The sequence below is a fragment of the Paenibacillus oenotherae genome (assembly GCF_019443105.1).
In the GTDB taxonomy this organism is placed as follows: Bacteria; Bacillota; Bacilli; order Paenibacillales; family Paenibacillaceae; genus Paenibacillus_Z; species Paenibacillus_Z oenotherae.
Window position 1 is genome coordinate 69,507 of the sequence record NZ_JAHZIJ010000003.1, and the last position, 25,771, is coordinate 95,277.

A 25,771-nucleotide genomic window follows, 5' to 3' on the forward strand; every position below is an offset into this window, starting at 1 on the left:
CCGGCCATATGACTACAAGATGCAATAAAAACTGCGCAAGATCGGATAGCCGTTATGCCGTTCAATTCTCTATAATGGGAAGCGTACCGCAACAATCGCACTGGGGGCAGCGGAGCGGCCCGGTTTGGATTCCGCTCAAAATGTGCTAATATGTCGTTAGACAGAAGAAGTACAGCTGCTTTGACTGGCAGTGTGGGGAGGCATGCATGAGCAAGATCAAACTAGTGGCGATTGATATGGACGGTACATTACTGAATGAACAAAGTGAGATTAGCAGTGAGAACGCGCATTGGATCAGCAAGGCGATCGATGCGGGCATTCTCGTCTGCTTCGCAACGGGCCGCGGGTTCCAGAGCGCACTTCCGTACGCGGAACAGCTGAACCTGGATACCCCGATGATCACGGTCAACGGCGGCGAAATATGGCGGCGTCCGCATGTGCTCCATAAGCGCTCGCTTATGCCGGCGAGCTACATAAAGCGGCTTCATGAGGTTGCGCTTCGCAATGAGGAATGCTGGTATTGGGCATACACGGTAGGCGACATCTACAACAAAGAGAAATGGATCATGCCCAAAGACGACTACGATAGTCATCACTGGCTCAAATTCGGCTATTATACCGAGGACGATGCCATGCGCGAGCGTATTCTGGCGGAAGTATCCGGCTGGGGCGGGATGGAAATTACGAATTCGTCGCCATGGAATCTGGAACTGAATCCGGAGGGCGTATCGAAGGCAAGCGCGCTTCGCGAGCTGTGCAAGGTGCTTGGCCTGGACATGTCTCAGGTTGCTGCGATGGGCGACAGCATGAACGATATCGCCATGATTCGGGAAGCCGGAATTGGTGTCGCAATGGGCAACGCCCAGGATGCGGTCAAAGCGGCAGCGGACGCGATTGCGGTGACGAATAACGAGCATGCTGTTGCACAGCTGATTCGGGATTATGTCCTGAAGGAGTGAGGTAGCGATGGAGATAACCGGGTGGATTATTACGATTCTATTGTTTCTTGTCGGGATGGGCGGCGCGATATTCCCGATTCTGCCGGGAGCGCTTGCGATCTATGCCGCATTCTTCGTTTACGGCTTCTTTATCTCATGGGAGCCGTTCGGCTTCTGGTTCTGGTCGATCCAGACGATTATTGTCATTGCCTTATTCGTAGCTGATTACGCGGTCAACGCTTGGGGCGTCAAGAAGTTCGGCGGGTCCAAGGCCTCGGTGTGGGGCAGTACAATCGGCATCATTGCCGGGCCTTTCGTTATTCCGGCTTTTGGCCTTATTCTTGGGCCGCTGCTTGGAGCGATTATCGGCGAGCTGATTGCCGGTTCCGATCTTGAGAAGTCTATGAAGGTTGGCTTCGGCGCGGTGGTAGGGCTCTTCTCCAGCATGGTTGTGAAGTTTATTCTGCAATTGGGTATGATTGTTTTATTCATCATATGGATTCTATAGGAGGCTGAACAAGGATGATTAAAGTTACAGTATGGAATGAGTTCAAGCATGAGATCAACAATGAGGTCGTGCGCAAGGTGTATCCGGAAGGGATTCATAAAGCAATCGCTGACGGTATTGGCACGGACGGCTTCGAGGTTCGCACCGCAACATTGGATCAGCCTGAGCATGGCCTGACAGAAGAAGTGTTGAACAACACCGATGTGCTTCTCTGGTGGGGCCACATGGCTCATGATCAAGTCGAGGATGCCATTGTCGAGCGTGTCAAAGAGCGCGTATGGAACGGTATGGGGCTTATCGTGCTTCACTCCGGACATTTCTCCAAAATTTTCAAGACGCTGATGGGTACAGGCTGTGATCTGAAATGGCGTGAAGCCAACGAGAAGGAGCGCATCTGGGTCGTTAATCCGGCGCATCCGATCGCTGCAGGACTGCCCGAGCAATTTACGCTTGAAAGTGAAGAAATGTACGGCGAGCACTTCGACATTCCAACACCGGACGAGCTTATCTTTGTCAGCTGGTTTGAGGGCGGAGAAGTGTTCCGCAGCGGCTGTACGTTCAATCGCGGCCAGGGAAAAATCTTCTACTTCCGTCCGGGCCATGAGACTTATCCGACTTACTACAACGAGAATGTGCTGCAGGTTATCAAGAACGGCATCCGCTGGGCAGCGCCAAGCGGAGCGGCTGCTCCAGTACGCGGCAACCATCAGCCGCTCGAACCAATCAAGGCGAAATAAACAACGTAAGGCGGAGAGCTGGGCGTGGCAAATAAAGACTCCCTGATTAAAGGAACAATTATTCTGGCGGTAGCAGCGCTGGTAGCCCGGTTTCTCGGGCTGTTCCAGCGCATACCGTTCGATTATATGATGGGCAAGGAAGGCGGCATCTACTTTGGTGCCGCCAATAATATTTACCTGCTGCTGCTTATTATAGCGACAGGGGGCATTCCGAGCGCGATCAGCAGAATGGTATCGGAACGTTATGCCATCGGCAAGCCGGAGGAAGCGCAGCGCGTCTACAGGGCAGCCTTATGGTTCGGCGTGATCGCCGGACTGCTGATCGCAACGCTGATGTTCGTGCTTGCGCCGCAGATTGCTTATATTATGAAGCAGCCGGAGGCGGTAACTTCTATTCGGGCCATCGCTCCGGCACTGCTCCTCTTCCCTGTTATTGCTATGATGCGGGGCTACTTCCAGGGCCGTCAGATGATGATGGCTGGAGGCGTATCGCAGATTGTCGAGCAGGTAGCCCGTGTGCTGGTAGCCGTAGGATTGGCTCTTCTTGTGCTGACATGGGGCTGGGGCGACCGCTGGATTGCTGCTGCTGCCACATTCGGAAGTGTGTTTGGCAGTATCGGTGCATTTCTCGTCATGCTTATGTATGCCAGGAAGCTCCGGCGCATGGATGCGAAGGAGGCTGCTTCGGAGAGGGATCGCTCCCCTTCACGGTCTCAAGCAGGAGAGAGCAAGCGGTCTTACCGCTCGATCTACAAGGAAATGTTCTCGATCTCAATTCCGATTGTGGTCGCGGCGATGACGGTTCAATTCATGTACAACTTTGATACAAGCCTGTTCCATCGGCTGACTGACAGCTTTTACGGCAACATGGAAGCCGCGACGGAAGCCTACGATTGGCTGGCAATGAGGGCGCAGGCGTTGGCAGGCATACCGCCGATTCTGGCGATAGCACTCAGTACCTCCATCATTCCGGTTATTACTTCGGCTTACGCTGCCCGCAATATGAAAGAGGTCGAGAGACAAACCACTCTTGTGATGCGGATCGTCGTCTTCACAGGTGTTCCGGCAGCGCTTGCGCTCACTGTTGCAGCTGTGTCGGTAACAGGCCTTATCTTCGATGGGGCAGGCGGCAGCGGCGTGGCAGCGGCGCTTACGGCTGGTACGATTTTTCAAATTACGATGATGACAAGCAGTTCGGTTCTGTTCGGCCTCGGCAAGACAAAAGTGCCGATGAAGAGTACGATTATCGGGCTTGTTGTCAAAGTAGCCGGCAGTGTGGCGCTTGCACCCTTCATGGGTGTCTACGGACTTATTCTGGCATCTACTCTATGCTTCATAACAATTGCTTCACTTAATATGAGAGTCATTAAGAAAGAAGTTGCATTCACCGTGCTCGGGACTCGCTGGCTGGGGTATACGCTGACCATCGCGATCTCAGCCGGCGCAGGGTGGGCGATTGATCTGGCATGCCGAAGCCTGCTGGATGATATCCTGCCTGCCAAGGTCATGTACTTTCTATCGGCAGCCGCGACAGGGATTGTTTCGCTTAGTCTATATGTCCTGCTTCTGGTGGTGCTGCGCGTCGTTACAGCTGAGGATGTCCGCCAGTTCCCTGGGCCGCTGCGCAAGCTGCTAAGTCCTATAATGCGTGTAGCAGCGCGGTCTGGCGCCAATTCCCGCTAGCTTCTTTAATCTTCCATTCATCCCCTCTCCGTGGTAGAATAGACAGTAGTCTTTGTACCCATGGAGAGGGGATTTTTATTAGATGAAGATGTATAGATGGGGTAAGCAAACGTTCGGTCTCGCGCTGCTCGTCATCGTGCTGATTGTGGTGGCAGGATGTCAAGCGGTCGGAGGACTCGACTTTAATGCCATGCTCAAGCAGTCATTGAAAGTAACGTCCTATGAAGGCACTGAAACGATCGAGTTTAAGCTGACGCCTTCAACGGCATGGACGGATGTGGCTGTGGAAGATGACGAGCCTGAGCTTCTGGATCTTCTCACGCACTTTAAATTGCAGCTCGACCATGTGAAAGTGGCCGATGACAACAATATGTCGATGGACGGCAGATTGGACTTCAGCGGCAAAAGCATCGGCTTCTCGATGAAGACCGATGAGAAGCTGCTTGTTATCGAGATCGAGGGGGCGTTGAAGCCATTCGTGTTCGAGCTGGAAGAGCCGGTTGAAGACGAGCTGGAGGAAGAATCCTCCTCCGACGAAGCGTTGAACGAGCAGAACTTGGTTGAACTAAGCAAGCAAATGATGGATATCGTGGGCGGATACGCGATTGACAATTTGCCTAATCCGACTACGTTGACGGTCGTGCCAGCCCAAGAGAGCGTAGGCGGCGAAACAGTGACTGGCCTGCGCGTGCATGCAGAATTGAACGGCAAGGAAATATGGACATGGATGAATACCTATCTGGACGCATTGCTGAGCGACAAGGAAGGTCTGCGCGAGATGCTGACCAGCTTGTTCGACCTGCTGAACGATCAATCGGAACTGCTGGATACAATTGAAGCTGCCGAGAGTATCTTCGGGTCGATTCCAGAGGAAGATATGAAGGCTGATGAGATCGATGAGGCTGTCGAGGAGTATGTAACGATGCTGACCGACTATAAAGCCGAGCTGGAGGCTATGGAGAAGGAAGAGCCTGAAGTGCTGGACCAGATGTTCAGCAAAGAGACTTATGTTAAGGCAGATCTGCTTGTTGACAGCAAGCTGGACATGCGGAAGTCCGTCATAGAGATGTCGATGAGCCCGCAGCTGCCTGAGGACAGCGAGCTGAACGAGGAGTTGACGTTCGAAAGCGTCTGGATCAAGATATCAAGTGAGAAGTGGAATGTGAATGGAGAGGTCTCACCCGAGGTGCCTGATGCGCCTGAGGATGCGCTCGATACAGAGGATCTCTTCATGCTTGAAGGGTACCAGTTGCTGAGCAATTTCAGCAAAGGCTCGGACAGCTACAGCCTGCTTCGCGATGATCTGCATATTACGAGGCAAACGGTTGTATATGACAATGCAATCCTGACACCTGCAGGAATTACGATTGTTCCTCTGCGCGAAACAACGGAGCAGCTCGGAGGGACTTTAACGAAGGATGCTGCAACGGGCATGCTTGTTGTCTATGACGAAGCTACTGGTCGAACAATCAGCTTGAAGGCTGGCTCTAAGCAGGCGATCGTCGACGGGCAAAAGAAGACATGGGCCTTCCCGACAACCGTTGTCGGCGGAGTTACTTATGTAGCGGCCAGAGATCTGGCCAAAGCGCTCGGCGGTCAGGCGACATGGGAATTCTTCGAGGATGATGAGATGGGATTGTTCGTCATCGAACGTGAAAGCTAAGAAGCAGCACCTAGCCAGAGACAAAAGGAGTGTTGAGACATAATGAGAATCATAACGACAGACGATGCTTTTAGAGATGCCGTTACTGCAGACGGGATTACAGTTGCTGTATTTAAGACGACCTGGTGCAAGGATTGCCACTACATCGAGCCGTTTATGCCGGATGTTGAGGAGAAATATGCGGGCAAGATCGGCTTTGTCCAGATTGACCGCGACGATCTGCCGGATCTGTGCAGCGAGCTCAACATTCTTGGCATTCCGAGCTTTATCGCTTTCCGCAACGGCAAAGAGCTTGTCCGTTTCGTGAGCAAGCTGCGCAAATCGCGCGAGGAAATCGAGCAATTTCTGGACCGCGCAATCGCAGTGTCAGAAGCGCTGTAGAGCTGAAGCCAAAGTTAGGGAATACGTCCGCAGGACCGGATAACCGGAGCCCTGCGGACGTTTTTAGTTGCAGCGTTGGACGTACCGTCGCTATAAGTTCGGTTCGGTCGGAGATCAGCAAGCGATTGGAGGCGTATGGTGCCGGATGTTTAAAAGGTCAAGCTCGCTGACCGGATTAGTTGGCGGGCTTGACCTTTAATTTCAAATGTTAATTATTTCTCTTTGGCATCTGAAGCAGTGAACCATATCCCTAACTCTGTGCTACTATTTAAAGTATATTTGATTTTGTTGATTGATGTCGAAGCTTTATGATCGCTAAAATCAGTTGCTTCGTCGGTAAGACCTACATCTTTCAAAATCGCCCCCCGTTGCTTTGCTTCCAGAGAAGGATTTGTAGCGGCAATTAGAGTACCTATGGAAAGCATGAGATCGGTCACACTCTCAGGCGTCCCGTCTACACCTCCAATGATAGTTACCTCTCTAACACTACCATCCTTTTTGTTGATACTCCCATTCATAAATATCAAATCCGATATTTGCAACTTGAACGTATCCTGCGCCGGTCCCGTCTCAACCTTTAAATTATCGATTGAATATAGAGCACCGAATTCATCAGATGCCTTGTTAAATGCAGTTTGAAATTCTTTTGCAGTCATGCCAATTGTCCCAGGAATAGGCTTGTCATCAGATTTTTCGACTACTGCATCCTTAGCGGCTGGTTTAGGTTTTGATTCTGGTTTTGGTTCTGGATCTGGCGCTGCCGGAGGCTTAGTCGCTTCGCTTTTGTCCGCTTTTGCAGCAGGCTGTGTGCTTGCAACGAGATCTTTATCCTCGTCCTTCTTTTCCATGAACGATCCTATGAACCCAATTAGCAAAAAGAGAAACACCCAAAACCACCATTTTTTATAGAGCGGCTTCTTCACTACTTTAGAACCCCTTTCGTTTATATATTCGACACTATTCTACTACATACTTCCTCAATTGCCTATAAATTTCAACATAATTCCAAGCGTTTGGGATTTTACTCTTGTGTACAATTTGCGTGCCTTCAGGAGGTTCTTTTCTAATAAAAAAATCACAGAAAAGTCACGGATTCGACGAAAGAAATAGAATATAATTGAGTTCGTATCTAGCAACTTTCATGGTGAATAGCCGAAATGTATCTGGCGGTGAAAGCCGAAAAATAAAAGCGGAATTCGTTGTTTTATTTTGAACATGGAATTTGTCGTTTTTGTTCGATATAATGAAAGTTGATTCTTTCTGGAAGTAAGGTGATAGCGTTGGTTTCCAACCGGTATCGTACTCTCGCCGCGGCGACTTGTATTGGAATGCTCATCGTGCTGCTGGCAGGCGCACTCGTAACAAATACCGATTCCGGTCGCGGCTGTGGTGATGACTGGCCGTTATGCCATGGTAAGTTTATTCCGGCTTATACAGTGGAATCTCTGATTGAATATTCGCATCGGCTTGTCAGTGGTGTTGTCGGCCTCCTTGTGCTGGGCACCTTCATTATGACACTCGCAAGCCATCGGGCAAGCCGCGAGGCTGTATGGTATGCAAGCAGTGCAGGCTTCTTCACTGTGCTGCAGGCGCTGCTGGGCGCCGCTGCTGTAAAGTGGCCGCAATCTCCCTCTGTGATGGCGCTCCACTTCGGCTTCTCCATCATGGCCTTTACAAGTACACTGCTGCTCCTCCTCTGGGCTAACAGGATGAGACGAGGCAGCGGCGTCAGCAGGCCTGCTGTGAGCGTTCCCCGATCTGTGCTGCCTTTCACGCTGTCGATTCTGATCTACAGCTACTTCGTCATTTATTTGGGCGCATTCATTCGTCATACGGAGTCAGCGGGAGGCTGCCTGGGCTGGCCGCTGTGCAACGGGCAGGTTATTCCTGAATGGGAAGGCGCTACACGTATCGTATTCGTTCATCGCGTGGCCGCTTTGATCATTTTTATTGTTATCGGCTGGCTTGCGCTCCATGTGAACCGCGTATGCAAGACGCATCGGGGGCTGCGGGTATCAGCCACATTAGCTTTCGTGCTTGTGTCTGCTCAAGTGCTGAGCGGCGCTTTGCTGACGGCAACCGTTGAGAACGAGGACTGGTTTATCTTTACGAGCATGCTTCACAATATAATAATTTCTGGCTTGTTCGGCGTACTTGCCGACTTGACGATTCGATCTTGGAAATGGCGTGAAGGGCGGGGGAAAGTATGAGCTTGACGGATTTGCGCGCAATGATAGAGGTACTGCGCCGTGAAGGGGATTTGGCTGTTATTGATGCGCCGGTTGACCCCAATTTGGAAATTGCGGAGATTCATCGCCGTGTTATCGAAGAGGAAGGGAAGGCACTGCTTTTCACGAATGTGAAGGGCAGTCCTTTTCCCGTTGTAACGAATTTGTTCGGCACGAACCGTCGTGTCGATCTGGCGTTCGGACCGCGTCCGGAAGCGCTGATGAAGCAAATTATCGGGGCCGTTGACCGGATCATGCCGCCGACGCCCAAGGCGATCTGGGGCGAGCGTTCGCTTGCCTGGGACATGCTCAAGGTTGGCCTGAAGCAAGTGGCTCCGGCCTCCGCGCCGATTCTTGAGGTCTGCAGGAAGGAGCGTCCGCTGCAAGGGCTCCCTGCACTGACCAGCTGGCATCTTGACGGCGGTCCGTTCGTTACGCTGCCTCTCGTCTATACAGAGCAGCCGGGGCATCGCAAGAAGCATAACCTTGGCATGTACCGGATGCAGATTTTCGATGATTCAACGACAGGCATGCATTGGCAAATACATAAAGGCGGCGGCTTCCACTACTATGAGGCTGAGAAGCGCAACGAGGCGCTTCCGGTATCGGTCTTTCTTGGCGGCCCCCCTGCACTTATAGCGGCTGCCATTGCCCCTGTTCCGGAGCATTTGCCGGAGCTGATGCTGGCATCGCTTATTATTGGCGGCAAGCTGCCCGTCGTACAGGACCCGCATGGCAGCCACAGAATTCCTGCTCATGCGGAATTTGTGATCAGCGGATCTGTGCAGCCTCATGTACGGCGGCCGGAGGGGCCTTTCGGCGATCATTTCGGCTACTATTCGTTGACGCATGATTTTCCGGTGTTTAATGTGAGCCATATGTGGCATCGTAAGGACGCTATCTATCCGGCAACGATTGTCGGCAAGCCCCGTCAGGAGGATTACTATCTGGGCGAGTTTCTGCAGCGCCTGCTCTCGCCTGCATTCCCGATGGCGATGCCTGGGGTGAAGGATCTGTGGGCCTATGCCGAGACAGGCGTTCATGCGCTGGCGGCTGCTATTGTCCGGGAAAGCTATTCCAGAGAAGCGCTGGCAACTGCCTTCCGCATTCTTGGGGAAGGACAGCTGACGCTCACGAAATTTCTGATGATTACGGATCAGCCGCTTGATCTGGCGAAATTTGATGTGCTTCTGGAGCGGATTCTGGAGCGTTTCAATCCGGAGACGGATCTGTACGTGTTCGATAAGACATCACATGATACGCTTGATTATACAAGCGGCAAACTTAATCATGGCAGTAAAGCGGTTATGCTCGGCGTTGGCGAGCCTGTTCGTGAGCTGCCGGGCCATTATGAAGAAGGCCCAATTGATGAGATATCCGGCATCGAGGTCTATTGCCGCGGCTGCCTCGTCGTCTCCGGTGCAGCCTATGAGCAGGAGCCGGAGCTTGCAAGCCGTCTTCTGGCCAGGCTTCAGGCGAACAGCACGCGCTGGCCGCTGGTTATGCTGGTGGATGATGCCTCCATTGCGAGAGCGCAGACGCCTTTCCTCTGGACGGTATTTACGCGCTTCAATCCGGCGGATGATATCTATGCCGGAATGAATGTCAGCAGACATCACATCGGCTATGACCTTCCGATCGTTATTGACGCCCGCATGAAGCCGGGATATCCCGATGAAGTCGTAGCGCGTGAAGATATCGTGGAGCTTGTAGACCGCCGATGGAATGAGTATTTCCGCACTTAAATACCCGGCCGATAACCTTGCAATTGTTCTGAACGGATTGACATCACTGCCGAAGCGAAGCTGCTGCCGCCTTACGGGCGCAGAGTCCAAGCGGAAGCACAGGAGGATATGAAACAACGATGCTGCGAATGCTCTTCGGCGAACCGCCGCGAATACCGGAAGGCAAGCTTCTGCAAACGATGCAGTCCATGGAGCGGTTTGTCGATATGCTTCACAAAAGAATTGCCGATGGACGGGATCAGGATCACAAACTGCGCAAGATTGAAATCTGGTCGCTCGGTCTGCTGTCATCGCTCAATGAGCTGGAGCAGAGCCAGTATGCAGCCCAGCAGTTCGCAGCGCGGGTGAAATCGCAGTCGCTGCAGGACATGTCGACAGAGGAACGGGTGGATTATCAGCGGCATGTATACTACGATAAAAATGCTTTCATTCGCCTGTTTGCCTTGCTAGACAAGCTCGGTACGCTAATGAATGAGTTTCTTGGCTTGCAGACGGAGCGGATCAAGCCCCACTTCTCTTATTTCACCGTTCTTCGCACGATGCGGGTACGCAATGTCCACGTGGAGCTGATGGGGGCGCTGAATGACCTCAAGGACAAGAACAAGGATGTGCTCTCCCGCCTTCGGAAGAGACGCAATACGGAGATCCATTACATGAACTCCGAGCTGCAGGACGATTTGCGGCAAAGCTATGAGTCCTACGGCGGCAATCCGCGATTGGAAAATTTGCAGAAGCAATGCGACGATCTGGCTCAAGGTGTCGATATGGTATTGGAGACACTCAGGCTAACCTTCAACCATGCTTGTTCACAGCTGAAGAAACGAAAGTAATGTGCTATACTTTTTTTGAATAAGCTTGAATACAGGGTGCTTGTTGAGAGAAGCGCCACAACCATAAAGCATCGTCTTCCTTGAGGAGGGACGCCTGTGAAGCTTCAGGGCAGGACGGCATTAATTACAGGCAGCGCCAAAGGCCTGGGCAAAATGACTGCACTTGCACTTGCACAAATGGGATGCGATATTGTATTGAACTATGTCTCCAGCGAGCAGGAGGCAGCGGGCTTGGCAAAGGATATTGAGCGCCTTGGCGTAAGAGCGACTGCTGTGCGCGCGGATATTTCGGAGCGCTCCGATGTCGAGCGTCTGGCGCTGGAAGCGAGTCGCTGGTCCGCAACGGGCGGGATCGATATTCTCGTCAACAATGCGGGGCCATTCATTCGGGAACGGAAATTGTTCGCCGATTATGCGGTTGAGGACATTATCGGGCTTGTGAATGGCAATCTGCTCGGTGTCATGCTGCTGGACCATAAGCTGCTCCCAGGCATGAGGGAGCGGAAGTGGGGACGGATCATCCACTTTGGCTTCGGTCATGCCGGAGAGGGCCGGGCATGGCCGCACAGGGCTGTCTATGCTACAGCGAAGACCGGACTTGTCTCGTTTACGAAGACATTGGCGGTGGAGGAAGCGGGTAACGGGATTACGGTACATATGGTTTGCCCCGGCGATATCAGGGGACTCAATAAGGAACGGACGATAGCGGACGTCCTTGGCGAGCTGGATGAGGAGACGCCGCGTATCCGTCCGGGCAGCGGCGAGGATATAGCTCGTGTGATCTCCTTCCTCTGTCTGCCACAATCAGATTACTTGACCGGTAATATTATTGATGTTACCGGAGGCTTTGATCCCATCAAGAACACGATAAGAGATTAACAGCTGCCGAGCCAGTATCCGCACTTAAACAGAAAAAGAGTCTTACCGACTCCGACGCAGCAAGCGCCTGGAGATCCGGCAAGACTCTTTATTGTTATTGTAAGGCTGCTTGCTTAGAATACTTGCATAACCTCTTGTACGCCTTCGACTTCTTCCAGCAGCGCACGCTCGATACCCGCTTTAAGCGTAATTGTCGAGCTCGGGCAACTGCCGCAAGCGCCAACCAAACGCAGCTTGACGATACCGTCTTCTACGTCAACGAGCTCAACATCGCCGCCATCGCGCTGCAGGAACGGACGGAGCTTGTCAAGAACGTCTAACACTTCATCGTACATGGTGCTTTGTGCATTCTCACTCATTGCAATCAACTCCTTTCTCCCCTATTATAGTACAAAGCGAAGTAATTGAAAATGGATGTCAATTAAAACAGGGTGATTATACATGTTAAAACCAATTATTGAATTCTGTGCAAGCAATATGCATCACGGGACAGGACGAATTATGAAGCAGCTGGAAGAGAATCCGGAGCTGGATGTCATCGAATACGGCTGCCTGGGCAATTGCGGTGAATGCTATCTGTTTCCCTTCGGCCTGGTTAATGGCGAGATTATAGCCGCAGAGACGGCCGATGGGCTGCTGGAGCGCATTATGGAGGTTGTCGAGGAGCAGCGTGCCGAGCGCGAAGCGCTGGACCGTCTCATCGATGATATGTAAGCATGCTCTGCTCCAGCAGCTGCACACCAGCTAGTTGAGTAGCCAAAATGATGCTTATCCAAAATGATGCTTCGACATCCATAGCACGCCGCTCTTGAGCACACGCGGTACCCGGCCCATAATCGACGTGCGTCCCATTAAGCCGAAGCCTGCTTTTTTGCCGAGCGAGCCCAGTACGCCCTTGAGCTTGATTTGCGACAGCCGCGGCGTTTTGCCAGCCCAGACCGCTTGCATCACCTCTGCCACCTGCTTGCCTTGTGCCTCGGCTGCCTGAGCGCTTGGCGAGAATGGCAGGGAGGAGCAGTCGCCGATCACGAATACGTCTGTGTGCTCCGGCAGCTGATGATATTCGTTGACAATAAGCCGTCCTTGATTGTCCTTGGGAAGATTCATCCGCTGCACGATCGGCACGGGCTGAATGCCCGCAGTCCATACGGTAACGTCTGTCGCAATGGTCACCGGCTTATGGGCGTCATACAGCGCGCCTTCCTCCAGCTTGAAGAGGGACACGTTGCCCCACATCTCCACCTCATGCTCCAGAAACCACGAAGAGACATATTCCTGCAGCTTGCCGGGAAAAGCGGACAGGATCGACGGACCGCGATCCAGAATACGGATGTTAAGATCCGGTCTGCTCTCACGCAGCTCGGAAGCAATCTCTACACCGCTAAGACCTCCGCCAACGATTGTCACTTGACCGTACGCCTTCACATCATTGACCGCCAAATAGGTTTTGCGGGTGGAGGACAACGTCTGAATGCTGTTGGAATACAGCTCGGCGCCCTCGATTCCGTGATACTTGTCGGTACAGCCGAGGGCAACGACCAGCCAGTCATACTCAAGCGGATCCTGTCCGGCAATCTGAATATGCTTGGCTGACAAATTAATATCCGTCACTTCACCATAGGTAATAATCAAGCGCGGATCATAAGGGAAATTGACGCGCAGATCAACATCAGCGGAGGTACCTGCGACAAGCGAATAATATTCCGTCTTTAACCCTTGATGCGGCATTCTGTCGATAAGCACGATAACGGTATCATCGGGAAGGTCGCCCTCCAGCAGCTCATGAGCTACTGTAAGGCCGCCGTAGCCGCCGCCCAGAATAACAAAACGCTTCATAAACGATCCCAACCTTCTGAAAGTACGTATTATGTATTCCAGGCGTCAGACGAATGACTGTCTGACGCCTGTTTACTACTCATATATCTTGACTTCATTATAGAACGTATCGCGTTCGACAGGAATGCGCCCTGCGCCCTTCACAAGCCAGATGAGATCCTCGCGGGTAATGCCTTCCGGCGTCAAGGCTCCTGCAGCGTGGCTGATCCGTTCCTTTACAATAGTGCCATGCACATCCGATGCGCCCATCGTCAGCGATACTTGAGTGAGCTGAGTGCCGATATTAATAAAGTATGCCTTAATGTGCTGGAAATTATCGAGCATTAATCTGCTGATCGCAATTGTTTTCAGATCCTCGAAGGCAGAGTTGCGACGGCGTATGCCGGCTTTGGGACTGATTGGCTGCATGGACAGCGGGATGAACACGAGAAATCCATTCGTCTCATCCTGAAGCTCGCGAATTTGGAGCATATGGTTGATGCGGTCGGCATGCTTCTCCACTGAGCCGTACAGCATCGTCGTATGCGTCCGCAGACCAAGGCTGTGGGCTGTACGATGGACGTCCAGATACTGCGAAACATCAGCTTTGTCCACACGCATTTTTTTGCGATACTCATCAGACAGAATTTCTGCGCCGCCGCCGGTCAGACTCTTGAGACCTGCCTTGATAAGCTCTTGAAGCACCTCGCGATAGCTAAGCCCGCTGATGCGCGAGAAGAAGTCGATTTCGGCTGCTGTGTAAGCTTTAAGCGTAACTTCAGGATAGCGCTCATGTAATGCTTTTAACGAATCTACATAATATTGAAACGGCACATGCGGATTATGTCCGCCGACAATATGGAATTCCCGCACGCCAGGGTGAAAATGCTGCTCCACATATGCGATCATCTCTGCGCCGGAGAGGGTGTAAGAGCCTTCCTCGCCCTCATCCTTGCGGAAATTGCAGAACGCGCAGTGTGCTTCGCAGACATTGGTGAAGTACAAGCTCATATTTTCGATAAAATAAACCTTGCGGCCGTTCTTGCGCAGATTAGCTTCGTTCGCCATTTGGCCGATTGTCAGCAGGTCGTCGGAGCGGTATAGAAATTCTCCATCCTCCCGGGTCAGACGCTCGCCGTTGCGCACTTTCTCTACAATGTCCTGCATTTGTTTGCTTTCTGTTGGAATAATTACGTTCATGAGGACTGCCTCCTAATCCATCACCGGCGTTGTCTTGCGGGTCCGGTTAATGTTGTAAGTAGTGATCTATGCTTTTCCATGTGCTGCACTGGAGTGCTGGACGTGGATAGGAATAAAGTACCAATCGTACTTTGTGAAAAAAATAACTTGCGTATTCTGTGAATGCTGTCGATCAAGCAAGACTGTCCTTATTATAAACCTCAAAGTCAAGAGCGGCAACTAGAAAAGGAAGGCGGGGCTGAGTGCAGGGCGAGTCGTCCGTCTCTTGAGCGGAATTGTGAAGTGGAGTATACTATAGGAAATAGAGCTTATGCGTGAAGTAACCGATTGCGGATATCCGCATGATTTAGAAGGAGGGAATAACAATGATTAATATTAGCGAATCAGCGAATGAGAAGATAAAAGAAATGCTCGCGCAGGAGGAAACACCGAATTTGTTTCTGCGTGTAGGGGTTAAGGAAGGCGGCTGCAGCGGCTTCTCGTACGGAATGGGCTTTGATGACGAGGAGAACGAGGGCGACAAAGTATTCGAGATGAGCGGACTCAAGGTTGTCGTCGATAATGACAGCATGAAATATTTGAACGGCCTTGAGATCGATTTCAAGGAGTCGGCCATGGGCGGGGGGTTCACGATCGAGAATCCTAACGCCTCCGCAACATGCGGCTGCGGCTCGTCGTTCCGCACAGCGACGGATGCAGGCAAGCCGAGCGAAGCTGGGGAATGTTAATTTGAGCGGCACCAGCCCTCGAATTCAGGGCTGATGAACACGACCTTCTGTAAATTGTATGTGGCAAACATACAACTTACAGAAGGTTTTTTTTGTCCAGATGAACAGGATAGATATAAAAGGGGATGCGAGCGTTCCAAACGATAAAGCAGCGATGAGTTCGACTGGCAGGCAGAGAAGAAAGCCTGCGCAAGCGCAGGCATTTCGGTTGAAAATAGCCATATATGGTAGAATTCCTGCGTAAATGCAGGAATATATGATGGATTTGACCGATAGAGAGGGAATATGGAGAAATTCATGCGCTTTAGCAGGCATTTGGTCTTCAGCAGGCAGGGGGAGCCAATGCCTACAAAATAAGCCAATCAGAAATCTCTGACTGACCTAATAATACGAAAGCCTGCATAAGTGCAGCAATTTCCGGTGCATAGAGCCCAAAGTGGAAGAATGCCTGCGATGGTGCAGGAATATATGGCGATGGTGGCCGACAGAGAGAAAATTACGCAAAATTGCTGCACTCTGGCAGGCATTCGAACTTGAGCAGGGCGGAATGGTGAAAAGCCTGCGCTTTCGCAGGAAAGTTCAGACTTCTCCAGCATTCTTTACGTTACGCCTCGCGAAACGCCCCGTTATAACAGCGCCGACATACCGGCTTGTAGTCCTCATTGCCGCCGATCTGGATTTGCTCGCCTGCATTAACGGGCTGTCCGTCGCGGAAGCGGATGACCATGGTTGCTTTGCGGTCGCAGTACCAGCAGATGGTTTTGATTTCTTCGATCTTGTCAGCCTGTACGAGCAGATGGTAGCTGCCCTCGAACAGCTGATTTTGAAAATCATTTTTCAAACCAAAGGCCATGACCGGAATATTCAGCTCATCCACCACACGGGTCAATTCCTCGATATGATGCTTCTTCAGGAACTGGGCTTCATCGATGAGCACGCAGTAAATTTTTGGCGCTGCCGCTGCTGTATCCGCTACTGTACCCGCCGCATCGGCATTCACCGTCGCCGCTGGCAAGGCCGAGTGAGCTCTAACGCGCTCATAAAGATCGGTATCATCATCAACGGGAATGGCTGCCCGCTCGAACCCGACACGGGAGCCGATCAGCTCCTGCGTACCCCTCCCGCTTATGGATGGCGAGAAGATAAGGACGGACTTGCCCTGTTCCTCGTAATTGTGAGCCACTTTAATAATTTCGAATGATTTGCCGCTGTTCATCGTGCCGTATTTGTAGTATAGCTGCGCCAATGAAATTCTCCTCCAGTAAACTTCCTTAATTCTGCTCTCCATTATAGCAAACAACAGCCCCGCAAAAAGCCCAAATTGAAAATGGCCACCACCGCCATCACCACCGCCACTGCCACCGCTCTGGCGATATACAGCCATGCGTTATGTCGCTACATCACTATGTCACCAAGCGCCCCACCGGCGCATAGGTTGTACAAGCAGCGAAAGCCCCTGATCCGCTCCGCTAGGAAGGGGTCAGGGGGCTGAAGGACATTGCATCGCTAGTGCATATTGTTCTTTACGGGAAGGATTAGTGTCAGCACGCAGCCGCTTGCTCCGGGATCGATGCGCAGTGTGCCGCCCAGCTGCTGCACGCGATCCTCCATAGCCTTGAGTCCGAAGCCGAATTCGGCTTTCGTATAAGGCAGGCCGTTATTGCTGAGCTGGAAGGACAGCAGTTGATTGCGATAGGTGAGCTGAAAGGTGAACCGGTCGCATTTGCCGTGGCGGATGCCATTGGTCAGGCCTTCCTGAAGGGCGTGGTACAGCACTCTTTTCTGGAAAATCGTCAGTCCCTCCGGCAGCGCTTCGAGCTCCTTCTCCACAATGATTCCCGTTGCAGCGGCCGTCTCCGCGATCAGCTTATCCATCGCACCCAGCAGATCATAATCGGCGGGATCCTCCTGAAGAAGCCGTACGGAGCCGCGGATCTCATCCAATCCTTTGCGCACGAGCTGCTGGGATGCTTCGAACTTGCTAAGGGCCAGCTCCTTGTCCTTGTCCATCAGCCGCTTGGCGGCCTCGATCTGCACAATTGTCGCTGTCAGCGTGTGGCCTACCGTATCATGGATCGTATAGGCGATTCGCTGCCGCTCCTCCATGACCAGCGTTGCCGCTGTTGCTTCAGCAGAGTCCCGCATGGATTCCGTTAGCCGCAGATGCGTATCCTCCAGCTCTGCTGTCCGCTGCTGCACCATATCCTCAAGCGACCGATTAAACGTCTCAAGCTGCCGGTTGACGGATTCATAACGGCCATACAGCACCCGCACAAAGCAGATCATAAGCAGAAAGATGCTCCAGAACAGCAGTGTATTATTCCAGAACAGCAGCGGCGGGAACAATCCTGCCAGCATATCGTAGTAGGCGGGCAAAGAGGTAGACATAATATGCAGCAGCGCATTAATCGTAACAATGGCAAAACCGGCCATCATCCAGCTGTTCTCCACCTCGTCGTACTTGCGGTAAGCGCGATAGATCGTTCTTGTAACGGCTGCGAAGACGATGAGGAACAGGGGCGGAAAATAGGTCATCAGCAGCAAATAATACAGATAAGGCGAGACGAGTGACGACACTGCAGTAAGCAGCGAGAAGGCAAGCAAGCCCCAGCGCAGGTATCGATGTGTTCGCGGATACAGCTCCGGATACAACCGTTCCACAAATCCGACAAAGGCGAACACGCAGAATGGCAGTGCGATGTCATGGAGATAGGAGAACCAGGTGCTGTCCACGAAAAGCTTGAATGACTGATTGCGGACAAGCGAAGCATACCCGGCCGTAAAGGCGAACATGAATAAGTAGATGTAAGCAGACTCTCTTCTAGTGAAACAGAAGAAAAGAGCGGCAATGGCACAGAAGATGAATAATGCCGCAAGCATATAATTGCCGAGCTCGAATCTGATCATGAAATATAGTACATCCTCCGGCTGGTCGATTGCCAAATAGGGCAGCGGAACCTTCATGCCCGATGTATCCAGCCAGAGCGTAAGGTCTTTGCCCATCAGCTTGGAATCGGCAGGTATCAGATGCCAATTGTAATACGGATTAACCGGAGCATCCGTGTTGGTTGTGTCGAAGCGATACAATTCCTGACCATCGACATAAAGGCGGAAGTAGTTGACGATGCGCACATAGATGGAAGGGTTGAGCTGCCAGCTCTCCTTCACCGGCGTGTACTTGAGCCAGTATCGTCCCGGCGGGAGAAGTCCGTCATAATGAGGAAACATCTCCCTCACCTTCATCCAATGCGTACCGGAAGGAGTGCCGGTCGCATGGTCTGGAGGTGCGGAAGATGATTCGGCAATTCTTACCTTTTCCATTAAGATGGGGGCGGGGCGGCTGTTATCGGACACGACGTAGTTTTGTGCGACCGCAATAGCGAACAGCACGAGTGTTAACGCTGCCATGAGATAGGGAAGCCGATATCTTTTGGGCCATTTCGCGAGGTTCAAGAGAGGTCTCCTTTAGCTTACCCGAACGGGATATCCGGATAATGATAACGTTATTGTAGTCAATCGGCTGTTGGCTTGAATAGTGACTGGCGTCATAGATCGGTCATGCTTTTCAGCCAAAGGACAGCTTGTGTCCGGTCGTTCGTGCCGATTTTGTCATAGATGGTGCTGATGTAGTTTTTGACGGTGCCCTCGCTCATGAACAGCTTGCCTGCAATCTCCCTGTTCGTCATCCCTTCCATCATGAGGGCGACCACGGTCTTCTCGCGTTCGGTGAACCGCACGCTTACCCCTTGCTTGCCTGGGAGCGATTCCGCCGCCTGGCCGTTCTTGCCCGCTCTCTTGTCCTTGGCGGAGAGGGAAGAGATGCGGCTTGCCAGCTTGGCTGCAATCGGGCCGGACATCATCAGATCGCCTTTCATCGCATCTCTTATCGCCTGAAGCAGCTTATCGCCCGGCATATCCTTGAGCAGAAATCCGCACGCGCCGTTCACGAGCGCATCTACGATATAATCATCATCCGCGAAGGTCGTCAGTACGAGCACTAACGTATGCGGATAATCCTGCCGGATCTTCTGTGTGCTCTCTATTCCGTCCATGACCGGCATCCGAATATCCATAAGGACGAGATCGGGCTGATGGAGACGCACCATTTCATAGGCTTCCGCGCCGTTCTCGGCCGTTGCTACTACATTCATATCCTCTTCCAACTGAACGATCGTCTGCAGCCCATCGCGCATTAGCGTTTGATCATCAGCGATTACTATAGTGATTGCCATTGTCAAGCTCCCATCTGATTCCATTTCTTTGCTTCTATTATACTGGAAAGGCATCCCTTATGCGGTCATGATTTTTGGGCGAAGATTATGACTTCAATCATGACGGCAATCACTAGATTTTATTCCAGATGGATGCGGCAAGAAGTTGGCGGCGAACTTTGACAAAATGGCTTTGCGTTCAGCGCGCTTTTCAAGTATCATGGATAGAAAAGACAAGTTATGGTTAAAGGAGAATGCATTCTCATGAATTTAAAAGCAAGCAATTGCAAGATTGTCGACTGCACGATCCGCGATGGCGGGCTCGTGAACAACTGGGATTTCAGCGTCGAGTTCGTTCAGCATCTGTACAACAGCTTGAACGAAGCGGGCGTCGACTATATGGAGATTGGTTACAAAAACTCGCCAAAGCTGCTTAAAGGCGCAGAATCTGCCGGTCCTTGGCGTTTTCTGGATGATGACTTCCTGCGCAAAGTCATTCCGCAGAAGCTGAACACGAAGCTGTCCGCGCTTGTCGATATCGGCCGTGTGGACGAGAATGATATTCTGCCTCGTGAAGAGAGCCTGATCGACCTTATTCGTGTGGCTTGCTACATCCAGGATGTGGACAAGGCGCTTGATCTGGTCAAAGTATTCCACGACCGCGGCTACGAAACGACAATCAACATCATGGCGCTCTCCAACGTAATGGAGAACCAGTTGATTGAAGCGTTCGAGCAGATCGATGCCAGTGTTGTAGATGTTGTCTACATCGTAGATTCATACGGCAGCCTGGGACCGAATGATTTCAATTACCTCGTAGACAAGTTCAAGAAATATTTGCCGAACAAACGTCTCGGCGTTCATACACATAACAACATGCAGCTGGCATTCGCCAACACGCTTGTTTCCGTTGAGAAGGGCGTCGAGCTGTTGGATGCGTCTGTATACGGAATGGGCCGCGCAGCAGGAAACTGCCCGACGGAGCTGCTCGTTGCGAATCTGAAGAATACGAAGTACAATGTGCGTCCGGTGCTGGATATGATCGACAAGCATATGATCCCTCTTCGCGAGAAGGAAGAGTGGGGCTACATCATTCCTTATATGATTACGGGCATGCTGGATGAGCACCCACGCTCGGCAATGGCGCTTCGCGACACGGCCGACAAGGACAACAGCGTAGATTTCTACGACAAGCTGACGACTCCGGAAGTAACGCATAGCAAATAATTTAGCAACAAGCGCATCAGCGCATAGAGGTACCCGCCCATCAGCCGACTTATTGGCTTATGTGCGGGTTCTTTATTTGTGGTAAGCTTATGCGTATTACCAATATGTTAAAAAGAGGAAAAGCAGATGGCCGCTCATGCAACAGCTATAAGTATCGTTATTTTATCAGGCATGTTCCATGCGACATGGAATACGCTGACCAAGAACAGCGGCAATAAAAATGTGTTTCTCTGGTACAGCCAGGTTATTGCGATCGTAATTTTTTTGCCTTGGGCGATTATTGATCTGCAGAGTGCGGTCTTTGCCTGGGAGGGCGTGCTGCTGTTGGCAGCCTCGGCGGCTGTTCATGGCATGTATATACTGCTGCTCGCCAGAGCCTATATCGTGGGAGACTTGTCGCAGGTCTATCCCATTATGCGGGGGACGAGTCCGCTGCTTGTTCCGCTTGTCGCGGTGGTCATTCTCGGAGAACCTTTGCCAATTGGAGGATGGATCGGCATTGCTGTTATTGTGACGGGTATCTTCATGATCAGCAACGGGTTCAAGCTTCGCGAGCAGGGGGCAGCTGCTGCCTATGCATTCGCGGTGGGGATCAGCATTACGCTGTATACGGTAATAGACAAGCTGGCGCTGGAGTATGTTCAGCCGGCTCTGCTTAATATTGTGACGAATGTCGGCAATCTGGCAGTCCTTTCATTGTTTGCTCTGCGAAGCAGGGGCATGCTGCACGAATGGCGGACGAATAAGCGCGCCATCGTTGTCGCGGGGGTGCTGGCGCCCTCAGGGTACTTATTATTTCTGTTCGCGTTGAACCTTGCTCCCTTAGCGATACTCGCTCCAATGCGCGAGGTTGGAACGGTGTTCGCAACATTATTCGCTATCGTGCTGCTGAAGGAGAAGCAGGGCGCCCGCAGAATCTGGTCTTCGGTTATTATTACTTCGGGAATTATCTGTCTCGGTTTGTTTGGTTGAAGGGGAGCGTTCGAAACGGATTGCTGAACAGGAGAAAGGGTGATGGCATTGAGACAGCTTGACCGCATCATGGAGGTATTAGAATCACGACAGCAACTGCCGGAGCTGCTGCCTGCCGGTGTATGGAATTCCGCGCTGGATGAGGAAATTGCTGCTTTGGATTCACTGCCAGGAGCAGCTTCAAAAGCTATGATCGCCTTGAAGGCGGGCCTTCATCTCTGCAATGACAGTCTGGACAAATCGCATTCTTACTCGCAGGAGATCGAGGACGATGCTACAGGCTGTTATTGGCACGGTCTGATGCATCGGATGGAAGGCGATTATTCCAATGCCAAGTACTGGTTCTATAATGCAGGAGCCCATCCGGCACTGGGGACTATCGGAAGAAATGCGGCGCAATGGCTCAGCCGTATGGAGATCAGCGCCAAAGCTGAAGGCAGAATGGCGGATATGCTGCAGGAGATGGGGCGTCAGCAGGCATGGAATCCGGCATTGCTGACGGATGCCGTTGCATTGCAGGAGAGCGGCCGGGCGGGGGAGGATACGAGAGAAATATTGCAGCATTTGCAGCAGCTTGAACTGGCCGGACTGCTCGCCTATTCAAGGGATGCCGCAGCTTCCGGCAATAGATAGTAATAAAGGCTGGCTCCACGCATCAGGCGGCATAATATGCCTGATGAAGTGGAGCCAGCCTTTTCTAGTGCAGTTTCCAAAGCGCGGTGCTTTGCTGAATAAAGGCATTCGGTCAGCCATATGACCGAACGAACGCCTTCATGCTATAGCTCCAGCGAAATGGAGTTTGCGCGTCATGCGAGAAGGGCCTGCTGTTTAGCCGCCAAGGACTGGGTCAGCTCCTTTGGCCTGCGATTCTTGGCCTGCTGCTGCTTTCTGTTTGCGGTAGGGCCACCAGTTCGCCTCTCCTACCAGATTAGCCAAAGCCGGGACGACAAGTCCCATAAAGACGGTGGAGTACAGAATAAGGCCGATCACGATTCCTGCGCCGATCTGAAGCAGCGTATTGACGCCGGACATCATTAGCGCCGCGAAGGTACCGCCCATGATGACGGCTGCCGATATAATGACGCCGCCGGTCGTTGTCATCGCTCTGGACATCGCATAAGTGATGCCGCCCGGACGATATTCCTCCTTGAAGCGCGCCATCAGGAAGATGCTGTAATCGACACCAAGCGCAACGATGATGAGGAATACAAAGAATGAAGCACTCCATGACAGGCCAGGTTCACCCAGCAGGTCGACGAATATAAATTCGACAATCCCCATCGTGACGAGATAGTTGAAGCCAAGCGAGAGCAGCACATAAATGGGTGCCAGAACCGAACGAAGCAGAAGCATCAGAACGATGAATATGCCAACCAAAACGAATGTGCCTGTACGGGTAAAGTCGTTCCGCGAAATATCCTTCAGCTCATGAATCTGCGCGGATGTGCCTGACAGCGATACTTGCGGGTCAACAATCGCCGTATTGGCCAAGCTCTGCCGCATCGTATCGCGGATCTTGTCAACGATGAGCAGCGCATCTCCGGAGTAAGGGTTGACATCGAGAACGATCTCCAGCCTCGTTGTTAATCCATCTTCCGACATATAGAACGCGAGCGCCTGCTGGAATTCAGGACGGCTCAGCGCTTCTTCAGGCATATACCAGCCGGGAATCTGGCTGCCGCCTTTGTCTGCAATGCTCTTCTGGGCATCATTGACTTGGCCTAAGCCGGAGGAAATATCGGTCAGCCCCTTGGCGCCGTCCTTCAGCCCTCCGGTCAGCTCGTTCAAGCCGCCCTTAAGCTCCTCTGCACCGGCAGCAGCCTGCGACTGGCCATCCGCCAATTGCCCCAGCCCATCTGCAACCTTGGCAATGGAAGGATTCAGCTGCTTGAAGCCGCTTTGAACACCTGCGGTTCCTTTCTTGAGCTGGGACAAGCCTTCTGTTAATCCTTGCTGCTTGCCGAGCAGCATCTGTACATTTTTATCCTGCATCAGCTCGGGATGTGCCTGGAGCAGTCCTTGAAGATCGGCAGCCATAGAAGCCGCTACATCTGCGCTCTGTGATAGCCCCCCGGCAATCTGGTCTGTGCCTTTGGCTGCACTAACCAGCCCTCCGTGAATCTTGTGGAGTCCGTTCTTCGCTTCCTTAGTCTTGTCGGACATCACCTGAAGCCCTCCGGTGAGCTTGTCGATATCGCCTTGACCGGCCGCAATCTCGCTGCTGGCGGTTGTAAGCCCATCTGCAACCTTATCGACGCCGGATTTCATTTCCTCTATTGCTGCTGATGTTTTGCTCAGCTGATCCTGCACGGTCAGCTCATTCAATTGTTCGCCAAGCGGCCTGACTGCACTGCGAACCTCTTTGACACCGTCAAGGCGGGCAACGCTGGCACTGGCGAATTCAAGCGCTGCGAGCGCCTCCGGCGAGCGCATAGATTCGGAGGAGGTAAGCGCAATCGAGACGGGGAACACTTCCCCGGATCCGAACGATTGCTCCACCTGCCGGAAGCCCTGCACGGAGCCGAGTCCGGGGTCGATCTCTGCAATATCATCGAAGGAACGCTTGCCTTCGAAGAGAAGTGTGAGCGGTGCAAGCAGAATAACGGTAACGAGCAGCACGGCAACGGGCCGTCTGGAAGCGAGCGATGCCATTGCTGACCACAGCTTCGATTCGCCATGTCCTCCGCCGCTGTTAATCTTCGACGGCCAGAAGGTGGCCCGCCCCAGGATGAGCAGCAGGGCCGGAGTGAGCGTCAATCCGGCTATTAAAGTAACAACGACGCCGATGGACACGCCGACAGCTGACTGGTAGAGGCCGAACTGCGCGAATCCGATCAGGAAGAAAGCGACGAATACTGTGCTGGCGGAGAATATGACTGTTTTGCCGACCGTACGCATCGTACGCACCAGCGCTTCGACGGGATTATTGTCAACACTTAGCTCCTCTCTGTAGCGCTGGATGAGCAGGATGCAATAATCGGTTCCGGCACCGAACAGAATGGCGATGAGGAATGACTCCGTGAAGGAGGATACCGGCATGCCATACTCGGTTGCGAGTGCTACGAGCCCCCGTGTAATGATGAGTGACAGCCCGATTGTAAGCAGTGGTATGAAGGGCGCGACTGGAGAGCGGAAGACAATAAACAGGATGACGAGGACAAGCCCGACTGTGAGCAGCTCTGTCTTCTTAAGCCCTTCTTCCGAGCTCTTCTGAAAATCTTTGCTGATCGGGGCGCTTCCCGTCAGTGCTACGCTGCTGCCTTCAGGAGCCCCGCCTAGTGACTCGCCAAGCGATTCAACAGCCTCCTGTGTTGCGGCATCATTCTCTGCGCGCTGGAAGCCGACGATAATAAGCTCGGTCGTACCGTCCGCGCTGCGGAACTTGGCTGCCATCTCGGGCATTTCATAAGCCGACTGCACGGACTTGATGCCGTCGTTATCCTTGAGGCTCTTCAGCTCATCGGCTTTGTTCTTCAGCCATTGCTGATCCTCGGAAGTTATACCCTTCTCGCGGGAAAATACAATAATAGCATTGGATCTGGTTGTCTGCTCCGGATCAATTCTTTCCATGATCTCTTTCGCTACAACCGATTCGGAATCGGAAGGCACGAACTTCTGCTCTGTCTCCCGCACGATCGACTGCAAATCAGGCAATCCTAGAAAGGATACAGCTGTTATAGCAACCCAGGCGATCAGCACGAGCCATTTCGTGCGGGCCAGGCCGCGAACAAGCCATTCAATCATTTCAGTTCCTCCTTCATCATGTTCCTAGTTTAGTCAATGTCATTGATGCGATCTCTATGTATAGTTATAGCTGATTTAAATGTGAAAATCAATAATTTTAAACTTTCGGTCATAATTATTTCACAAAGGAAATTCAACAAAATATGAATGCGATTTCAATATCGCAGACTGAGATCATGAAAATGCAGGGTATAAATGACTTCTGGTCATCGATCCCTTCCCATTTTAAATTGTCCTGTGTTACAATACGTAATAATGATGCAGCATGCTCTAGAAGAGGGA

Annotated in this window: 23 protein-coding genes; 15 read left to right on the forward strand and 8 right to left on the reverse strand. The window is 52.1% G+C overall.

Annotated features, from left to right (window positions below):
* Positions 1 to 206: 206 nt before the first annotated feature.
* The 6 genes from K0T92_RS06580 to K0T92_RS06605 all read left to right on the forward strand — a co-directional run bounded on the left by K0T92_RS06580 (position 207) and on the right by K0T92_RS06605 (position 5,910).
* The gene (locus K0T92_RS06580; RefSeq protein ID WP_219871652.1) at positions 207 to 959 is read left to right on the forward strand and encodes a Cof-type HAD-IIB family hydrolase; all 753 of its coding nucleotides are present in this window, start codon (positions 207 to 209) and stop codon (positions 957 to 959) included.
* Between the two features lie 7 nt (positions 960 to 966).
* A complete protein-coding gene (locus tag K0T92_RS06585; RefSeq protein WP_219871653.1) occupies positions 967 to 1,446 on the forward strand; it encodes a DUF456 domain-containing protein in 480 nt (159 codons plus the stop codon).
* 14 nt (positions 1,447 to 1,460) lie between these two features.
* Positions 1,461 to 2,183: a ThuA domain-containing protein gene (locus K0T92_RS06590; protein ID WP_219871654.1), complete on the forward strand. Its 723-nt coding sequence runs from the start codon at positions 1,461 to 1,463 to the stop codon at positions 2,181 to 2,183.
* 24 nt (positions 2,184 to 2,207) lie between these two features.
* Positions 2,208 to 3,866, forward strand: a complete 1,659-nt coding sequence (locus K0T92_RS06595; RefSeq protein WP_219871655.1) for a putative polysaccharide biosynthesis protein — start codon at positions 2,208 to 2,210, stop codon at positions 3,864 to 3,866.
* A gap of 82 nt (positions 3,867 to 3,948) precedes the next feature.
* The gene (locus K0T92_RS06600; protein ID WP_219871656.1) at positions 3,949 to 5,529 is read left to right on the forward strand and encodes a copper amine oxidase N-terminal domain-containing protein; all 1,581 of its coding nucleotides are present in this window, start codon (positions 3,949 to 3,951) and stop codon (positions 5,527 to 5,529) included.
* Between the two features lie 42 nt (positions 5,530 to 5,571).
* A complete protein-coding gene (locus tag K0T92_RS06605) occupies positions 5,572 to 5,910 on the forward strand; it encodes a thioredoxin family protein (protein WP_219871657.1) in 339 nt (112 codons plus the stop codon).
* A 212-nt stretch (positions 5,911 to 6,122) separates the two neighbouring features.
* On the opposite strand, the gene K0T92_RS06610 is transcribed toward K0T92_RS06605, so the two are convergent.
* The gene (locus K0T92_RS06610) at positions 6,123 to 6,833 is read right to left on the reverse strand and encodes a hypothetical protein (protein ID WP_219871658.1); all 711 of its coding nucleotides are present in this window, start codon (positions 6,831 to 6,833) and stop codon (positions 6,123 to 6,125) included.
* 348 nt (positions 6,834 to 7,181) lie between these two features.
* Between K0T92_RS06610 and K0T92_RS06615 the strand changes: the two genes are divergently transcribed.
* From K0T92_RS06615 to K0T92_RS06630, 4 genes are all read left to right on the forward strand, one after another.
* Positions 7,182 to 8,120 (forward strand): COX15/CtaA family protein, encoded by a 939-nt coding sequence (locus K0T92_RS06615; RefSeq protein ID WP_343223647.1) that lies wholly within the window; start codon positions 7,182 to 7,184, stop codon positions 8,118 to 8,120.
* Complete coding sequence (locus tag K0T92_RS06620; RefSeq protein WP_219871659.1) at positions 8,117 to 9,883, forward strand: UbiD family decarboxylase; 1,767 nt, start codon at positions 8,117 to 8,119, stop codon at positions 9,881 to 9,883. Before K0T92_RS06615 ends, K0T92_RS06620 begins: the two co-directional genes overlap by 4 nt.
* Before the next feature lie 119 nt (positions 9,884 to 10,002).
* The gene (locus K0T92_RS06625; RefSeq protein WP_219871660.1) at positions 10,003 to 10,713 is read left to right on the forward strand and encodes a Cthe_2314 family HEPN domain-containing protein; all 711 of its coding nucleotides are present in this window, start codon (positions 10,003 to 10,005) and stop codon (positions 10,711 to 10,713) included.
* Between the two features lie 96 nt (positions 10,714 to 10,809).
* Positions 10,810 to 11,592 carry an SDR family oxidoreductase gene (locus K0T92_RS06630; protein ID WP_219871661.1) on the forward strand — a complete coding sequence of 261 codons (783 nt, stop codon included), beginning with the start codon at positions 10,810 to 10,812 and terminating at the stop codon, positions 11,590 to 11,592.
* 113 nt (positions 11,593 to 11,705) lie between these two features.
* Here K0T92_RS06630 and K0T92_RS06635 read toward each other — a convergent pair whose 3' ends face one another.
* Complete coding sequence (locus tag K0T92_RS06635; protein ID WP_090578360.1) at positions 11,706 to 11,951, reverse strand: NifU family protein; 246 nt, start codon at positions 11,949 to 11,951, stop codon at positions 11,706 to 11,708.
* Between the two features lie 82 nt (positions 11,952 to 12,033).
* Here K0T92_RS06635 and K0T92_RS06640 point away from each other — a divergent pair, with 82 nt between their 5' ends.
* Positions 12,034 to 12,306 carry a YuzB family protein gene (locus K0T92_RS06640; protein WP_219871662.1) on the forward strand — a complete coding sequence of 91 codons (273 nt, stop codon included), beginning with the start codon at positions 12,034 to 12,036 and terminating at the stop codon, positions 12,304 to 12,306.
* A 54-nt stretch (positions 12,307 to 12,360) separates the two neighbouring features.
* Here K0T92_RS06640 and K0T92_RS06645 read toward each other — a convergent pair whose 3' ends face one another.
* Both K0T92_RS06645 and mqnE read right to left on the reverse strand, forming a co-directional pair.
* Positions 12,361 to 13,428 carry an NAD(P)/FAD-dependent oxidoreductase gene (locus K0T92_RS06645; RefSeq protein WP_219871663.1) on the reverse strand — a complete coding sequence of 356 codons (1,068 nt, stop codon included), beginning with the start codon at positions 13,426 to 13,428 and terminating at the stop codon, positions 12,361 to 12,363.
* 75 nt (positions 13,429 to 13,503) lie between these two features.
* Positions 13,504 to 14,607 (reverse strand): aminofutalosine synthase MqnE, encoded by a 1,104-nt coding sequence (gene mqnE, locus K0T92_RS06650; RefSeq protein ID WP_219871664.1) that lies wholly within the window; start codon positions 14,605 to 14,607, stop codon positions 13,504 to 13,506.
* 365 nt (positions 14,608 to 14,972) lie between these two features.
* Between mqnE and erpA the strand changes: the two genes are divergently transcribed.
* The gene (erpA, locus tag K0T92_RS06655) at positions 14,973 to 15,335 is read left to right on the forward strand and encodes an iron-sulfur cluster insertion protein ErpA (RefSeq protein ID WP_219871665.1); all 363 of its coding nucleotides are present in this window, start codon (positions 14,973 to 14,975) and stop codon (positions 15,333 to 15,335) included.
* A gap of 604 nt (positions 15,336 to 15,939) precedes the next feature.
* On the opposite strand, the gene K0T92_RS06660 is transcribed toward erpA, so the two are convergent.
* From K0T92_RS06660 to K0T92_RS06670, 3 genes are all read right to left on the reverse strand, one after another.
* Positions 15,940 to 16,581, reverse strand: a complete 642-nt coding sequence (locus K0T92_RS06660) for a thymidine kinase (protein ID WP_219871666.1) — start codon at positions 16,579 to 16,581, stop codon at positions 15,940 to 15,942.
* 260 nt (positions 16,582 to 16,841) lie between these two features.
* Positions 16,842 to 18,788 (reverse strand): sensor histidine kinase, encoded by a 1,947-nt coding sequence (locus tag K0T92_RS06665; RefSeq protein ID WP_219871667.1) that lies wholly within the window; start codon positions 18,786 to 18,788, stop codon positions 16,842 to 16,844.
* Positions 18,789 to 18,880: 92 nt separating this feature from the next.
* On the reverse strand, positions 18,881 to 19,567 hold the full coding sequence (locus K0T92_RS06670; protein ID WP_246627939.1) for a response regulator transcription factor: 687 nt from the start codon (positions 19,565 to 19,567) through the stop codon (positions 18,881 to 18,883).
* Positions 19,568 to 19,810: 243 nt separating this feature from the next.
* On the opposite strand from K0T92_RS06670, the gene K0T92_RS06675 reads away from it, so the two are divergent.
* The 3 genes from K0T92_RS06675 (at position 19,811) to K0T92_RS06685 (ending at position 22,378) form a co-directional block, all read left to right on the forward strand.
* Positions 19,811 to 20,773, forward strand: coding sequence for an aldolase catalytic domain-containing protein (locus K0T92_RS06675; RefSeq protein ID WP_219871669.1), 963 nt, complete (start codon positions 19,811 to 19,813; stop codon positions 20,771 to 20,773).
* Between the two features lie 126 nt (positions 20,774 to 20,899).
* Positions 20,900 to 21,745: a DMT family transporter gene (locus K0T92_RS06680; protein WP_219871670.1), complete on the forward strand. Its 846-nt coding sequence runs from the start codon at positions 20,900 to 20,902 to the stop codon at positions 21,743 to 21,745.
* A gap of 42 nt (positions 21,746 to 21,787) precedes the next feature.
* Positions 21,788 to 22,378, forward strand: coding sequence for a hypothetical protein (locus tag K0T92_RS06685; RefSeq protein WP_219871671.1), 591 nt, complete (start codon positions 21,788 to 21,790; stop codon positions 22,376 to 22,378).
* Positions 22,379 to 22,573: 195 nt separating this feature from the next.
* Here K0T92_RS06685 and K0T92_RS06690 read toward each other — a convergent pair whose 3' ends face one another.
* Positions 22,574 to 25,489 (reverse strand): efflux RND transporter permease subunit, encoded by a 2,916-nt coding sequence (locus tag K0T92_RS06690; protein WP_219871672.1) that lies wholly within the window; start codon positions 25,487 to 25,489, stop codon positions 22,574 to 22,576.
* Positions 25,490 to 25,771: the final 282 nt, after the last annotated feature.

Bases quoted from the DNA above. Each gene is read 5' to 3' on its own strand.
- K0T92_RS06680 (WP_219871670.1), top strand. From the start codon at position 20,900: ATGGCCGCTCATGCAACAGCTATAAGTATCGTTATTTTATCAGGCATG.
- K0T92_RS06640 (WP_219871662.1), top strand. From the start codon at position 12,034: ATGTTAAAACCAATTATTGAATTCTGTGCAAGCAATATGCATCACGGG.
- K0T92_RS06645 (WP_219871663.1), bottom strand. From the start codon at position 13,428: ATGAAGCGTTTTGTTATTCTGGGCGGCGGCTACGGCGGCCTTACAGTA.
- K0T92_RS06635 (WP_090578360.1), bottom strand. From the start codon at position 11,951: ATGAGTGAGAATGCACAAAGCACCATGTACGATGAAGTGTTAGACGTT.
- K0T92_RS06590 (WP_219871654.1), top strand. From the start codon at position 1,461: ATGATTAAAGTTACAGTATGGAATGAGTTCAAGCATGAGATCAACAAT.
- K0T92_RS06620 (WP_219871659.1), top strand. From the start codon at position 8,117: ATGAGCTTGACGGATTTGCGCGCAATGATAGAGGTACTGCGCCGTGAA.
- K0T92_RS06675 (WP_219871669.1), top strand. From the start codon at position 19,811: ATGAATTTAAAAGCAAGCAATTGCAAGATTGTCGACTGCACGATCCGC.
- K0T92_RS06605 (WP_219871657.1), top strand. From the start codon at position 5,572: ATGAGAATCATAACGACAGACGATGCTTTTAGAGATGCCGTTACTGCA.
- K0T92_RS06685 (WP_219871671.1), top strand. From the start codon at position 21,788: ATGGCATTGAGACAGCTTGACCGCATCATGGAGGTATTAGAATCACGA.
- mqnE (WP_219871664.1), bottom strand. From the start codon at position 14,607: ATGAACGTAATTATTCCAACAGAAAGCAAACAAATGCAGGACATTGTA.
- K0T92_RS06690 (WP_219871672.1), bottom strand. From the start codon at position 25,489: ATGATTGAATGGCTTGTTCGCGGCCTGGCCCGCACGAAATGGCTCGTG.
- K0T92_RS06670 (WP_246627939.1), bottom strand. From the start codon at position 19,567: ATGGCAATCACTATAGTAATCGCTGATGATCAAACGCTAATGCGCGAT.
- K0T92_RS06585 (WP_219871653.1), top strand. From the start codon at position 967: ATGGAGATAACCGGGTGGATTATTACGATTCTATTGTTTCTTGTCGGG.
- K0T92_RS06600 (WP_219871656.1), top strand. From the start codon at position 3,949: ATGAAGATGTATAGATGGGGTAAGCAAACGTTCGGTCTCGCGCTGCTC.
- erpA (WP_219871665.1), top strand. From the start codon at position 14,973: ATGATTAATATTAGCGAATCAGCGAATGAGAAGATAAAAGAAATGCTC.
- K0T92_RS06580 (WP_219871652.1), top strand. From the start codon at position 207: ATGAGCAAGATCAAACTAGTGGCGATTGATATGGACGGTACATTACTG.
- K0T92_RS06625 (WP_219871660.1), top strand. From the start codon at position 10,003: ATGCTGCGAATGCTCTTCGGCGAACCGCCGCGAATACCGGAAGGCAAG.